This window comes from Sorangium sp. So ce836 (assembly GCF_028553905.1).
GTDB classification, from domain to species: Bacteria; Myxococcota_A; Polyangia; order Polyangiales; family Polyangiaceae; genus Sorangium; species Sorangium cellulosum_D.
The window spans coordinates 9,856,182-9,870,581 of record NZ_CP102233.1 but is presented as its reverse complement, the minus strand read 5'-3'; the positions used below and the strand labels follow the sequence as shown (position 1 = coordinate 9,870,581).

The following is a 14,400-nucleotide window of genomic DNA, read 5'->3' as shown; positions in this document are numbered from 1 at the left end:
GGGCTCGAGCGCGAGCCCGGCGCGCGGGGAGCTCGCGCCCCACGCGGTGCACCGTCATGTCGGGGGCCGCGCGCCCGTCCTTCACGAAATTCGCTCGGCCGTCGTGGGCTCGTCACCCGATCGCCCTCGGCGGGCCGCCGCGAGGCGCTCGGACGCGTCGCTTGCGCAGAGGCGTCGAGCGTGACAAGCCACCTGGCATTCGCGGGCGCGGGGCGGGCACGAGGGACGGAGCCTCCGGCGCGTTCGCCGCAACGGGCATATCGATCTCGAGAGCGACTGTCGCGGACAGCATCGCGCCCCGCTGGCAGCGAGCCAGCGCGCCCCGGCTCGCAGCATCCCTGTCGTAGACGTGCCCTCTCCGCGCTCGCTGGGACGGGCCGCCGCGCCGCGCGCGGCGCGCCCGCTCAGGAGAATCGCTCATGCCAGACGCGTGGAGCGGGACGGTCGTGCGATCGCGCCGCGGCGACCCCGGAGCGGGTGGCCCGCTCCTTCGCACAGCGATGCTCCGCTCGACGCCCCCCGCTCGCTCCTTGCACCTGAAAGTCCCGGATCACCCCCTCGTCCGAGAAGGAGGTATGTGTGTCGTTGGACCAGCGGTTTGTGAAGATCTGGATCGGAGTCTTGCTCGCGCTCGTCTCCGCTCCAGCCGGAGCCACCCAGCCCCCGGACAGCGCCGGCCGTGACGAGGCTGGATGGGGGTATCGCCGTGCTGCGATGGAGAGCGCCGCGTCCCGGGATTTCTGCGGCCTCGACGCGCCCTACACCGAGCCGCCCTTCGTGGCAGACGAGACGACCGGCGTCGCCTGCCCTGACTCCGCCGCGCTGTCTCCGATCTGCACGGGGCCCTTCTGCCCCGCCAGCGGCGGTTGCCTCGGGACCAGGACGCTGCACGAGGACCTGAATGCTTGCCAGGGGTCGCGCTGCTGCCTGCCGGGCTCCGTCGACCCGGACGGCGTGGTCAACGTCCTTCCCTACCTGGCGAGGCCGGCGGAATGGCCGTTCTCCGCCGACGCGTCCGTCGACCACAGCACGAACGTCGACGACAGCCCCGGCATCGCGACGGCCATCGAGTGCGCGGCGTCGCTGCGCGCCCGCAGGCGCATCGTGGCCTTCCCTGCGGGGCGATACGTGCTGCGCAGCCCGCTGCGGCCTCACTACGACGCGCTGACCCTGGAGGGGCCGGAGCTGTCTCCCCGCGCCGGCCCGGGCGATCCCGGGACCGCGACCCTCGTGGCGATCCCCTGCAATCCGGAGCAGTACCCCGGGGCCATCCAGGTCACCGGGGTCGTCAAGCTGGACGGGACCGTCGTCAGCGCGGTCCGGGGCCTCTGGATCCGCAATCTGCAGATCGCGCTCACGGATGGGCCACGCAGGACGGCCAACAGCGGCATCCACCTGAACACGTGCGCCGACTGCAAGGTGGAGAACGTCATCGTGCGATACTCGCCCCTCGTGCCCCAGCCACCTTCCTGCAAGCCGGCCAATCTGGAGGGCATCGGCTTCTCCTGGGGCTCCGGGGGCGTCATCCGGAACGTGATCGTGGACGGCGTCTCGAAGGGCGGAATCTACCTGTCCTCCGTCGCCGGGTACCACGACACGCCGCCCATCCTCGTAGAGAACTGCGAGATCAAGAACATCAACGGCCCGGTCGGCGCCAGCGCGATCAAGATCGTCACCGCCAACGTGACCGTGCGAAACTGCAACGTTCACCACAACCTGATCCACCCCGGCAACGGCTCCACGACGGGCAGCGGCGGACATGGCCTGTGGATCTCCGCCCAGGTCCCCCCTGGGCCCGGGATCCCCAGCGCGGTGCCGGCGAACATCGTGGTCCAGGACAGCTACTTTCATCATAACGGCGGCGCCGGCGTCATGCTGGCGAGCGCCATCGAGGAGGACCGTCCGACGGGGATCCTGATCGAGAGGGTCGTATCCGCATACAACGCGAGCTATGGCGTGCACGTCCAGGCAGGCACCGGGGTGATGCTCCGGGACGTCGGGTCCTGGGGAAACGGGCTCTACGGCGTGCTCCTGAGCTCGCGAACGACGCTGCCCGCGACCTCGGTCCGGGTGGGAGACGTGACGCTGCAGCGTTTGCTCGTCTTCGACAATGCCCTGCGCTTCGCGTCGGGCTCCTATCCCGGCATCAGGATAGAGGCCAGCGACGTCACGGTCCTCGGCGGTACGGTGGGGCGCTGCGACCCCTCGCGCGGGAGGCAGTCGCGATCGATCCAGCAGCAATGCTGGCTGTCGGGGCCGGCTGGCGCCCAGGCGCTCTTTCATCCGGAGGAGAACGTCATCTCGGGCGTGAGCACCGACGGCGTGAGCGCGCCGGAAGTGCTGGCCTGCCCCTACTGAGGAGCGCCGGAGCGGCGCAGGCAGGGGTCGGCTGGCGGCGACAGCGACGCGAGCGCGCCGCGCGACGGCTCGCTCGGCTGCCGCAGCGCCGCGCGCCCCGCCTATGCCCTCCGCCGCCGCCCCCAGAGCGCCATCGCCCCGAGCAGCGCCGCCCCGATCGCCGCGCGCTCGCCGCCGGCCCCGCCCTGCGGATCCCCCGCGGCCGCGCAGGCGCAGCCGCCGCCCAGCCGCAGGATGACCTGAGCCTGCTGCGCGCCCTCGCACAGATCCACGGTGAGCGGTCGCGCCGCGTTCCGCCCGCCCCCCTGAGCGAGCGGCGTCTCGAGGTTGCCCGTGTTCTGGTTGTCGTGGTGGAAGCTCTCCCACGCGACGAGCGCGCCCGTCGTCGCCTCGGTGTGCCACGCGAAGAGCCAGCCGTCGCGGGTGCCCACCACGACCTCGAGCGTCCCGTCGCCGTCGAGGTCGCCCACCGCCGGCGTCGTCGCGATCGACTGGCCGGTGAACTTCGGGAACCCGCGCGGCTCCCGGCCGCACCCGTCGAAGGCGTGCAGGAAATAGCCGCTCGAGCCCGTCAGCACCTCCGGGTAGCCGTCGCCGTTCAGATCGACCACCGCCTGGCTGCTCCCGACCGTGTGATCCTCGAGGACGAACGGCGCGCGCGGCAGCATCGCGCCCGACCGGCCGCTCCAGACCGCGAGCAGGTGAGGCCCCGGCCGCTCCGCGCCGCGCTCGCCCGCGAGGGCCAGCGCGGCCGCCTCCGAGGCGCCGGCGGCGATCACGTCGGGGGTGCCGTCCTGATCGACGTCGCCCAGCGCCGGATGCGAGAGCAGCGGGAGCATCGTCCGGGCGCCCGCGGCGGGCGAGAGCGGGCCGAACGTCGGATCGAGCCCGGCCGGCGAGCCGCCCCGCGAAGGCGGCAGCGCGCCCGCCGGGGTCGACAGGAGCCCGTCCTGCGCGCCCGGCGAGGCCGGGAGCACGAGCGGCGGCGCGCCGTTGCCCTGGACCACCCCCGCCAGCGTGCCGCCGAACCGGCCGACGACGCCCGAGGCCGCGATCCCCTCCGCGACGAGCGGCGCGAGCGAGAGCGACGGCATCGTGACCGGCCAGCCCGCGAGCACCGGCCCGGAGGGCGCGGCCGTGCCGCGCGCGTCGAGCACGTAGACCGCCCCGGCGTCGCCGTCGTCGCCGAGCCGCTCGCTCGACCCGACCAGCAGGTCCGGGAGCCCGTCGCCGTTGAAATCGGCGACGGCCGGCGTCGCGAGCAGGCGGCTCCGCGCCGGTTCCCGGGCCAGCGGTCCCTCGTAGTGCACCTCCACCGGCCAGCCGCGCAGCGCGCCGCCGTCCGCGTCGAAGGCGTAGACCTTGCCGTCGAACGCCGCCTGGATCACGTCGATCCGGCCGTCGCCGTCGAGGTCGGCGAGGACCGGCGCGGCGAACGCCCCCCGCGCGAGCCGCGCGCCCGCGGACATGCACGGCGCGCTCGCCGGCGCCCCGGGATCGAGGGGGCAGGAGGGGATGTCGGGCAGGCGCACCGGCCACCCCTCGCGGAGCTCGCCGGTGTCGCCGACGACGTAGACCGTGCCCGGCCAGGTCGAGACCGCGATCTCCAGCGAGCCGTCGCCGTCGAGATCCGCGATCGCGGGCGCACCCAGGATCGGCTCGCGGCCGAGCTTCTCCCAGGCCACCTCGCCGTACGCGCGGGCGCCGCCATAAAAGGGCATGTCCTCCGACGTCTCGGGATCGAGCAGGCCGTCGGCGTGGCGCGTCCGGAACGGGAACCCCGGCAGCGGCTTGGGGCCCTTCGGCGTCACCTTCAGCACGTGCAGCTCGCCGCCGGACGTGGGGTAGATGATCTCGCGCCCCCCGTCGCCGTCGAGGTCGGCGAGCTTCGGGCTGCCCTCGCCGCTGTCGCCGACGAGGACGGGAAAGCCGTCGACCAGCGTCGGATCGCTGGCGACGTAGTAGGTGCGCCGCGCCTCGCTGCGCACGTCGCCGGCGGCCCCGCCGTAGCGGGCGGTCGCCCAGGCGCGCACCGTGATCGCGCGGTCGTTCTCGCCGTGGGGGCTGTCGGCGTCGCGGGCGTGGGACGGGTCGATGGTGCGCACGTCGAGCGAGGCGAGCGGGCCGCTGGCGCCGATGATGACCGTCGGCGCGACGTTCACCTCCCGCTGGAGCACCCTGAACTCCGACTCGAGCGGCTGCACGCCGGGCGCCCACTCGATCGCGTAGTCGTACGCCGTCGCCCGCTTCGCCGAGATGGTGCCCTCGATCGGCACGGGCACCTGCGCCTGATCCTTGTAGAGGACCTCGAACCACCGCGGCGACGTGAGGTCGATCGCGGGCGGCACGCGCCCGTCGTGCAGCGCCTCGACGGCGCGGTTCGCGTTGACGCGGCCGTGGCCGAACCGCTGATCGAACCCCGGCTGCGAGGAGAAGTACGGCGACCCGGGCTCGCGCGACTCGGGCACGTCGATGTCGTCGGCGCTCGCGATGAGCAGGCCCTGCATCTCCGCGGTCGACAGGGTGACGCCGCGCTCCAGGGCGGCGGAGTACAGGAGGCCCGCGACGCCGGCGAGCTCGGCGGTCGCGTCGCTGGCGCAGCCGGCGCTCGACACGGCGAGCAGGTTGTTGCCGCCGAAGCTCGAGCACGGGGAGGCGTCGAGGAAGGTGGTCGACGTCCGGACGCTCTGGCCGTCGTAGCGGACGGCGCTCACGGGCAGCGCGTGGTTGCTCATCGCGGGCGCGCTGTGGTGGCGCGAGCCCTCGTCGCCCACCGGCGCGACGACGAGCGTCCCCTCGCCGTGGGCATAATCGAGCGCCGCCTGGAGGAAGGCGGTGCTGTCGACGGCGGTCACCGGGCACTGCACGACGTCGGCCCGGAGGTCGGCCGCGTAGAGGATCGCCTTCGCGAGGTCCTGCGCGTCGGCGACGCGGCTGTCGCCGACGCGCAGCGGGACGACCCTGCACAGCGGGCAGGCGCCCGCGCCGCCCAGCCGGTTGTTCGTCTGCGCCGCTGCGATCTTCGCGCCCTCGGTGCCCTGGCCGTTCCGGGTGTCGTCGAACGGATCGTTGTCGTTCTTGAAGAAGTCCCAGCCCGCGATGTCGTCGACGTAGCCGTTCTGATCGTCGTCGATGCCGTCCGAGAAGTGGAGGATGAGGTCGCCGGCGTCGAGCCGTCCGTTGCCGTTCCGGTCGCCCTGCGGCCGCCCCTCCGACGCCGCGGGCGTGAGCCCCGGCGTGTCCTTGTAGTCCGAGGCCGAGAGGACCCCGTCGCCGTTGCAGTCGAAGCCGGCGAGCTCGCCGTCGCCCGCGCACGCCGCGCCGTCCGCGTGCAGCGGCTTGAAGGGCGCGAGCTCGCCCCGGTTGAGCCACACCTTCTCGAGGAGATCGCCGTCGTCCCAGAGGATCCCGGAGCCGGTGACGGCGATCCGGACGCGCGGGTCGCCCTGGGTGCGCCGCCAGGCGAGATCGATCGCCATGCCGGCGGCGGACTCCTCCGGGCGGGGGCGCACGCTCCCGCTCGGGGCCGGGAGGAAGGAGTAGAAGCTCCACTGCCCGCTCTGCGTGGCCGAGGGGCCGTAGTCGGGATCGTTCGGCCAGTTCTCGGGATCGGCCATGTCCGCTGCGCTGGCCGAGGCGGGCGGCGGCCAGCCGCCGGACGCGTCGGACGGGACGAGCGCGCCCGCCGCGGCGCCGCCGAGCGCCCCCAGACAAGCAAGCGAGGGAAAGCGAAACCAGCGCATGGGCCTGGACCCTACCATCGGTGAAGGCGCGCGAGGGAACCGGCGCGCGCGGCGCAACCGGCGCTCTCCGCAGGAAATCGGCGCTGCTTTCGGGGCGGGCGCGACGGCGCTCGGGGCAGGGAGGCGCGAGGCGCTCAGGGCAGGCAGAGCGCGGGGGTGGGGTGCTCGGCGCAGTACGCCGGGTCGTCCGGCGGACCGATGCGGAGCACCATGTCCTGCGACGCGAGGCGCGGCCGCGCGCCGCAGACGTCGGGGGACGGCGCGGCCTCCGATGGCGCGCACACGCCGGCCTCGTTCGGCACGGTCCAGGCCTGGCCGGTGCCGTAGATGAGGTTGATCGCGTAGCGCCCCTCGGGCAGGCAGCCGTAGACGATCTCGATCGGGCGCCCGAACTGCCGGGCGAGCGCCTCCTCGACCTCGGGCGCGTCCTGCTCGGCGATGATGTCGTTGCCTTCCTTGTCCTTCGCGTGGCTGATCACGAGGACGCCGCCCCGCTCCGGCTCGGTCGGGTGCATGCAGAGCGCGGCGGGCCGGACGCCGACGAGCGCGCTGTCCCGCGGCTCGTTCAGCGGCTCCGCGCCGAGCGTGGCCGTGGTCAGGAGGTCGTCGTAGATCGTGAGCCCCTGGAGGAGCACCGCGGGCGCGGCCTGGCTGATCAGCGGATCGTCGCCGCCCTGCTTCGCGAACACCGCGATCGGGAAGAGCGCCGGGAGGAGGGCCGAGTCGGGCACGTGATCGTCTCCGTCGAGCGCTCCGTCGCCGTTCACGTCCTGGCGCGCGTACGTGAGGGTCGGCGCGGGCTCGCCGCCCACCGGCAGCGAGATCGGGGGCTTCGCCGCGCTGGCGATCTCCTCGTCGGGCACGCCCGCGGCGAGCCGCAGGCGCAGGAGCGACGCCTCGGTGCCGCCGGGATTGCCCAGGCTGAACGTCTCCAGCTGGAAGTCGGAGGCCATGACCACCTCGCCCAGGCCCTCCTGGACGCCGGCGGGCGGCGCGAGCACCTCGGCGACGTGGAAGATCGGCCGCTCCAGCGGGAGCGGGAGGCCGAGGGTGACCGCGATGCCGCTGACGCGCGCGCCGGTCGCGGGGATCGGGGCGGCGAGCGCGATCTCGCGGTACCGCGGGGCGGCGCCGCCGAGCACCTCGGTCGCGTTCTCGATCGCGCCGCCGGCCACGTCGCCCCGGGTCGGCAGGTCGGCGATGCTGAAGATCGGATCGAAGTCGCCGTCGTGGTCGTAGAAGCCGCGGACCTGGTAGGTGCCGGCGGGCAGCGGCGACAGCCGCCACGTGGCGCTCACGGTCACGGGCGGATCGTCCGGCGCGGGGCAGCGGAGCGCGCCGTCGTTCGTGAGATCGAGCGCGGCGCCCAGGCCGCCGAACAGCTCGTCGCCGGGGATCACGTCGAAGCTCGCGGCCGAGGTGCCGAGCCCCTCCGGCGGCGGCAGCAGGCGCGTGTCGAAGCCGAGCACGATCGCGGCGCCGACGACGCGGCCGTCCTTCGTGCAGGGCCGGGGGCCGGTGTAGGTCACCGTGCCGTCGAGCACCCCGGCGGGGCCGCTCTGGTCCGGCAGCGGGATGAAGACGTCCGCCTCCTCGCATCCCGCGAGGAGCGCGCCGAGCAGGAGGAGACCGGTGCGGGGGCTGGATCCGAGCATGGAGGTGCCTAGAGCGAGTACCGGAAGAATCCCATGAAGCGCCGGCCGATGCGGTTGCCGAACGGGTGCATCTGCAGCGGCGCCTCGCCGAGGCCGTCGAGCGCGTTGAAGACGGTCGCGGAGATCTCGGCGCGGTTGTCGAGGAAGCGGTAGCCGAGGCGCGCGTTGAGCAGCGTGTACGCGGGCAGCGGGTAGACGGTGGTGGCGATGACCGTCCCCGCCGGGACCTGCTCGGCCCACGCCTGCGCGGACTGGTAGTGGAACGTGACCTCGCCGTCGACGCCGATCGGGGTGCGGACCTGGACGCCGGCGTTCACCTTGTGCTGGCTGGTGCGCTCGTCCTCGGGGGCGTTGCACCCGGCGGGGCGCTGCTGCTCCGACAGGTTGAGCGCGTAGTTGGCGAAGATGTCGAGCCCCTCGACGGGGTAGACGCGGCCGCCGAGCTCGCCGCCGACCACGTGGTAGACGTCGCACTGGTTCTCGAAGCCGCCGAAGCCGGACGTGTAGCGCCCCGTCTCCGGGTTCAGCCCCCCGACCCCCTGGGCGCGCTGCGAGAGCGTCATGCGCTGCGGCTCGGCGAGCACGATGAGATCGCTCACGCGGTTGTAGTACGCGGTGACCTCGAACTCGAAGTAATCGCTCTGCTGGTTCAGGTAGCTCGCCTCGGCGGTGATGATCTGCTCGGGGTCGATGATGAAATCGGACCGGACCGGCGGCCGCGTGGTCGAGAGGAGCTCGAGGCCGGGCAGCGCGAGCTGGATCGGCAGGTCGACGTAGGCCTCGAGCGACGTGGGCGAGCGGAACGCGGTCGAGCCGGAGAGGCGGATCGCCTGGCGGGCGGTCGGCTTGACGATGACGGAGCCGCGCGGCGACGGGATGAGCCGCTCCAGGTAAGGCACGTAGTCGAGCCTGCCGGAGGCGACCACCGTGACGCGTTCGCCGAGCTTCATCGAGTCCTGGAGGAACACCGAGCCGTGGTGCTCGATCGGCATGTCCCCGTCGAGGTAGCTCCAGTCGGTCGCCTTGAGCCGGTAGCCGAGGCCGATGTGGAAGTCGTGCACGACGGGCGCGGGCGCGCGGAGCGTCTTCGCGAACTCGAGCTCGGCGTTGACGATGTGCTGGCGCGGCCGCCCCGCGTACAGGGTGTGCCCGAGGTACGCGGCGTTGAGCAGGGAGTAGCCGTCGATGTACGAGTAGTACGTCCGCGCGTTGACGTTCTCGCCGCGGTACGCGACCGAGGCGTCGGTGTTGGCGGCCTCCAGGTTGTAGTCGTTGAACGGGCCGATGCCGTAGATGTCGAGCTCGCTCCGGGAGTAGCCGGCGCCCACCGCGAGCTCGCGGCGCGGCCCGAGCCGCTGCGAGGCCCGGAGATCGATGCGCACGTTCTGCGCGCCGAGATCCTGGCTCTGACCGCTCGTCTCGAGGTCGATGCGGTCGCCCGAGACCTCGCGCGTCCACCGCGGATAGCGCGTGTAGCCCGCGGACAGGCGGTACGCGAAGTCGCCCTCGCGCGCCGAGGCCCACACCGAGCCGTAGCCCTGCTGGTGATCGCCGTAGCCCGCGCGGAAGCCGCTCTTCCCGGCGCCGGGCTCGATCGTGATGATGTTGACGATGCCGGCGAACGCGTCGGCGCCGTAGAGCGCCGAGCCCGGGCCGCGCACCACCTCGATGCGCTCGATCTGATCCACGTCGATCGAGAGCGCCTCCCAGAACGTCGAGCCGAGCACGTCGTTCTTGACCGTGCGCCCGTTCACGAGGACGAGGAGCTTGTTCGCGAGGCGGCTGTTGAAGCCGCGCATCGAGACGTTCTCGTCGCCGCCCGTGATCTGCATGACGTCCATGCCGGCGACGCGCCGGAGCAGCTCCGGGATGCGGGTCATGCCGGAGAGCCGGATGTCCTGGCGGGTGACGATGGTCGTCGAGTTCGGGGAGTCGAGCGGGCTCTGGGCGCCGCGCGACGCGGTGATCACGGTCTCCTGGTAGACGTCCTCGGTGCGGGCGGCGCCGACGATCCCCGCGGCGTCGACGTGCGCCGCCCTCGAGGCCGGCGCGGGCGTCGGGGCCGCGGCGGCGCCGGTCGGCGCCGCGGCTCCCGCGGGGGGCTGGGCGGCGGGGGGCTGGGCGGGCGCGTCGTCGGGGGCGGGCTGGGCGGGCGCCTGCGGCTCGGGCGCGGGCGGCCGCCTCGGCTCCGGGGCCGCCGCGGCGCGCTGCGCGGCGAGGCGCTGCTCCAGCTGCTCCACGATCCGCGTCACCTGGTCCCGGTCCGCGGGATCGCTCGCGAGGTACTCGCGGTACGCGGCGATCGCCTGCTCGATGTGGCCGGCCTCGGCGTGCGCGCGCGCGATGTTGAAGACGACGTTCGGGTGCGGGAGGATCTCGTTGGCCTTCTGGAGCTGCCGGATGCCCTCGTCGAACTGCTTCTGGGCGATGAGGTCCATGCCTGCCCGGAAGTGGAGGCGCGCCTCGGTGCGGGCGTCGGCGAGCGCGCCGCGCGCGGCGGTCGTCGCGCCGAGGGCGACGGCGCAGGCGAGGAGCCGCCGCGCGAGCGCCGCGCCGCTGCGCGGCCGCGCGGGGCGCGGCGGGCGGGCGTCGTGGGTCGGGGCGGGCGCCGGGGCGGCGCCGTTCCGGCCGTGCGAGCAGGAATCGGGAGACGACATGAGTTCGCCCTGTCCTCATCGGGGCCGGGGGCGCGACCGCGATCCTCCGGCGACAAAGGCCGGGCCGCGACGGCGATCCCGGCGAGAGCTCGGGAGCGCGGATGGCGCGGCTCCCCACATCACACCGAACACTTCATCGACGAGGGGAGCGCCCGGCGCGCCCCTCCCGCGAGCGCGAAGCCACTCTGGTCATGGCGAGCGGCTCTGGCCGCGAAGGCGCGGCGATTCTACCAGAGCGGCCGGCGCGCGTGCGCGCAGAGCGGCCGGCGCGCGTTCGCGCAGGGCGGCCGGCGCGCGTTCGCGCGCTCGTCAGTACGGGTTGCTCTTGTATGGATCGGCCTTCTGGACGTTCGCCCTGGGCTTGCTCGGGGCGCCCGGCGCCGCGATCGGGGCCGGATCGAGCCGCGCGCGCACCCTCTCCTCGGCGCCGGAGACGCGCACGAGCGCGGGGCGATAGCCCGTCTTCTCGAACACGAGCTCGTGCTCCGACGCGAGCGCGGCCGCCGTCCCGCGCCAGATGATCTCGCACGGCGTCTCGGCGCAGAGCTCCTTGTTGCCTTCCCGGACCGCCGCCCCGGGCGGCGTGCTCTCGACCTGCAGCGGGCGCGCCGGGGGCGCGCTCGCCGCGGGCGCGGTCGCCGCCGGCGGCGCCTCGACGGCCGGCGTGCTCCCCGCGCCCTGCTCGCGCGCCGCGGCGCTCGTCTCTGCCGCCGGCGAGCGCGTCGTCATGACGGCGGCGACGCCGATCACGGCGGCGAGGGCCGCGGCGATCGCCCAGGGCACGAGCCGCCTGCCCGGGCTCGCGCCGGGCTGGGTCGACGAGAGCCCGTCGGGGTGCGGCGCCGGGCGCGCCCCCACCGGGTCGGCGCCCATCGAGGCGGTGCCCATCGAGTCGGTGCCCATCGAATCGGTGCCCATCGAATCGGTGCCCATCGAATCGGTGATCGACGGCGCGACGAACAGGGGCGCCGCCGGCGGCCGCAGCGCGCTGTCGGTGGCGACGGGGGCGGTCAAGGTGGCGGGCGAGCTCGTGGGAGGCGACGAGTTCGGCGTGGAGAGGCCGGAGATATCGCTCGTCGCCGAGTACGACGGCATCGGCGGATACGACGGCGCCGATGGATACGACGGCGCCGATGGATACGACGGCGCCGATGGATACGACGGCGCCGATGGATACGACGGCGTCGATGGATACGACGGCGCCGATGGATACGACGGCGTCGATGGATACGACGGCGCCGATGGATACGACGGGGGCCGCGGATACGCCGGGAGCGACGGATACGACGGCGCCGACGGGCGGTGGCTCGCCGCGCCGGGCAGCATGGGCGCGGTCTCCCCGGTGTCCCGCGTGGAGATGCCCCCCGCGGCGAACTTGAGCGCGGCCAGGAGCTCGTTCATCGAGGAGAACCGCTGCGCCGGGTCCTTCTCCAGGCAGCGGTAGACGATCCCCTCCATCGTCTGAGAGATGGAGAGGCTCGGGTTGTGCGCCTGCATGGGCGGGACCGGGTCGTTGACGTGCGACATGAGCGTCCCGACGCTCGCGCCCTTGTCGAAGGGCACCTGGCCCGCCAGCATCTCGTACATCATCACGCCGAGCGCGTAGATATCGGTGCGCGCGGACACCCCGCTGCCGGCGATCTGCTCGGGCGCCATGTACTTGGGCGAGCCCATGAACAGGCCCTGTTGCGTCAGGTCCTCGCCGCTCTGGGTGTCCTTGACCAGCCCGAAATCGAGCACCTTCACGTGATCGTGCTCGTCCTCGTGGTCGACGAGCAGCACGTTGCCGGGCTTGAGATCGCGGTGCACGACGCCGAGCCCGTGCGCCTCGCGGAGCGACCGGCAGATCTGGCGGGCGATGTGCGCGGCGCGCGCCTCGGGGAACGGCCCTTCCTCGCGGAGCACGCGGTGGAGGGTCTTCCCCTCGATGTACTCCATCGCGATGTAGTAGATATCGTCGTCGCTCTGGCCGTAGTCGAACACGGTGACCGTGTTCGGGTGCGAGAGCTTCGCCGCGGTCGACGCCTCGAGGAAGAAGCGCCGGTGGAACTCGGGATCGTGATCGCCGTCGTACTTGGGGCTCAGCACCTTGAGGGCGCAGATGCGGCCGAGCGGCGCCTGCTCGGCCCTGTACACCTTGCCCATGCCGCCGCGCGCGATGACGCTGACGATCTTGAAGCGACCGTTGATGACACGCCCTAGCAGCGGGTCGGGCGCGGCAGACCTCGATCCCCTCGAGCTGCCGGTTACCTCTGGCTGTCGGCCATCAGGCATGTCGTGCCTCTCCTCGGGCAGCGTGAGGAGGTAAAGATTGGACACACAGCAGCCGCCTCGAAGGCAGTGTGACTGAGGCGACTCTGAGGTGTCAATCTGCAGTGTCACGATACGCGCAAGAAATGCGCGGAGATTGGTGCGCTGCCGTCCGGACGGCCGGTGAGCCGCGGCGCCGTGATGACGAGGCCGCGGCGCGGCGCGTGAGCGGCGCGGCGTGGGCCGCCCGAGGCGGGCGGCTCAGCGGCGGACGGCGACCGCGAACAGGAACCCGCCGTCCGGCAGGGGGCCGCCGATCCAGAGGCGGTTCGCGTCGTCGGTGAAGAGGGAGAGTTGCGTGCCCGCCGTGGCGAGCTCGACGAGCGGGGCCGGGGAGCCCTCGGCGCGCACGCGGCCGCCGTCGTCGCTGGTCGCGACGGCGACCGGCGCGAGCGCCTCGTAGGTCGCGGGGTCGCTCGGTTGAAAGACGACGACGCCCGGCGCGCCCTGCTCGGGCGCGAGGGCAGCGAGGCTCGTGCCGCTGCCTGGCAGCGAGAAGAGGACGTCGCCCTCCGTAGGCCCGGCGCCTCGCGCGATCGCCTCGGTCGCGAAGCCGCGCGCCTCTTGCGTTCCGTCTGCAGACGGGAGCACGGCGACCACGTTGCCGCGGAGGTCCGCGGCGACGGGGCCGGACCTGTCGCCCCACGCCGCGACGGCGGCGGGCGCCGCGCAGCTCGCGTCGCCCTCGGGCACGAGCCGCGCGTCCTGCCCCGCCGCGCCGCAGCGGTCGGCCGCATAGAGGCCGTTCGCGCCCGCGGCGGGATCGCCGAGCGGCGACAGCCCGGTGTAGAGCAGGCGCCCCTCGACGGCGGCGGCCGCGAAGAAGCCGTTCACCTCGTAGCGCTCCGCCACCGCGCGCACCGCGCGATCCTCGATCAGGATCACCTCGCCGAGCGTGTCGGGGAACGCGCTGGTCCACGAGAGCGCCGTCCAGCCGAAGAAGGGCAGGTCCACGGCCTGTGCGCCGAGGAAGGCGCCGTCGGGGACGCCGGCGTCGATCGTCGTCGATGCCGCGGCGAGCTCCCCGTCCGCTCCCTCGGGCGGCGTGAGCCGCACGATCTCCGCCGCGCCGCCGGCGTCGCTCCGCGCGAACATCGGCCCGCCGTGCCGTCCCCAAGTCACCGAGGCGAAGCCGATCTCCTCGTCGGTCGTGTAGACGGCGACGGCGCACCACGCGGGGTCGACCAGCGAGAAGGGCGCGCCGTGGGATCGCGCGTCCAGGCACCCGACGCTGTCCGCGCCGCCGCCCGACGCCGCGCCGGCGCTCCCGCCCGCGTCATCGCCGCAGCCCACCGCGAACGCCGCCGCCGCCGCGCAGAGCGCCGCCGTGGCGAGGCGCGCTCTCCTCTGTTCCTGCTGCTCCTGCTCCATCCAGCCGTCCCAGCGCATCGGTCCTCCGAGGATCCGCGGCGCTGCGGTCCGGTGATCGCGTCCGTCCCGGGCTCCGGGCCGGCGGGGGCGCTGCGCCGGATCTCGGCTCCGCCGGCTCGCTGGCCCGGCGCGCCTCGCGGCGCCAGCGCCGGCGCGCGCGGCGGTCCCGCCGGGCTGGCCGAGCCGCGTAAACAAATCGGCGGCCATCGTCAAGAGATCCCGAAGAGATCCCGGCGCCCGGGGCGTCCGGAGGGGCGATCTCGGCACAAACCAGCGGGCTGGCGGCTGCCGCCGCGCTGCGTCCTG

Annotated in this window: 6 protein-coding genes; 1 reads left to right on the top strand and 5 read right to left on the bottom strand. The window is 73.7% G+C overall.

The window, feature by feature from the left end; all coding sequences use genetic code 11:
- Positions 1-579 precede the first annotated feature (579 nt).
- Positions 580-2,358: a right-handed parallel beta-helix repeat-containing protein gene (locus tag NQZ70_RS35755; protein WP_237244337.1), complete on the top strand. Its 1,779-nt coding sequence runs from the start codon at positions 580-582 to the stop codon at positions 2,356-2,358.
- Between the two features lie 101 nt (positions 2,359-2,459).
- Here NQZ70_RS35755 and NQZ70_RS35750 read toward each other — a convergent pair whose 3' ends face one another.
- From NQZ70_RS35750 to NQZ70_RS35730, 5 genes are all read right to left on the bottom strand, one after another.
- Complete coding sequence (locus NQZ70_RS35750; RefSeq protein WP_129578228.1) at positions 2,460-6,101, bottom strand: FG-GAP-like repeat-containing protein; 3,642 nt, start codon at positions 6,099-6,101, stop codon at positions 2,460-2,462.
- Between the two features lie 134 nt (positions 6,102-6,235).
- Positions 6,236-7,756: a hypothetical protein gene (locus tag NQZ70_RS35745; RefSeq protein WP_129578227.1), complete on the bottom strand. Its 1,521-nt coding sequence runs from the start codon at positions 7,754-7,756 to the stop codon at positions 6,236-6,238.
- A gap of 8 nt (positions 7,757-7,764) precedes the next feature.
- Positions 7,765-10,413 carry a porin family protein gene (locus NQZ70_RS35740; protein WP_272826333.1) on the bottom strand — a complete coding sequence of 883 codons (2,649 nt, stop codon included), beginning with the start codon at positions 10,411-10,413 and terminating at the stop codon, positions 7,765-7,767.
- A 309-nt stretch (positions 10,414-10,722) separates the two neighbouring features.
- Positions 10,723-12,687: a serine/threonine-protein kinase gene (locus tag NQZ70_RS35735; RefSeq protein WP_129578226.1), complete on the bottom strand. Its 1,965-nt coding sequence runs from the start codon at positions 12,685-12,687 to the stop codon at positions 10,723-10,725.
- Positions 12,688-12,924: 237 nt separating this feature from the next.
- Positions 12,925-14,112 carry a hypothetical protein gene (locus NQZ70_RS35730; protein ID WP_129578225.1) on the bottom strand — a complete coding sequence of 396 codons (1,188 nt, stop codon included), beginning with the start codon at positions 14,110-14,112 and terminating at the stop codon, positions 12,925-12,927.
- Positions 14,113-14,400: the final 288 nt, after the last annotated feature.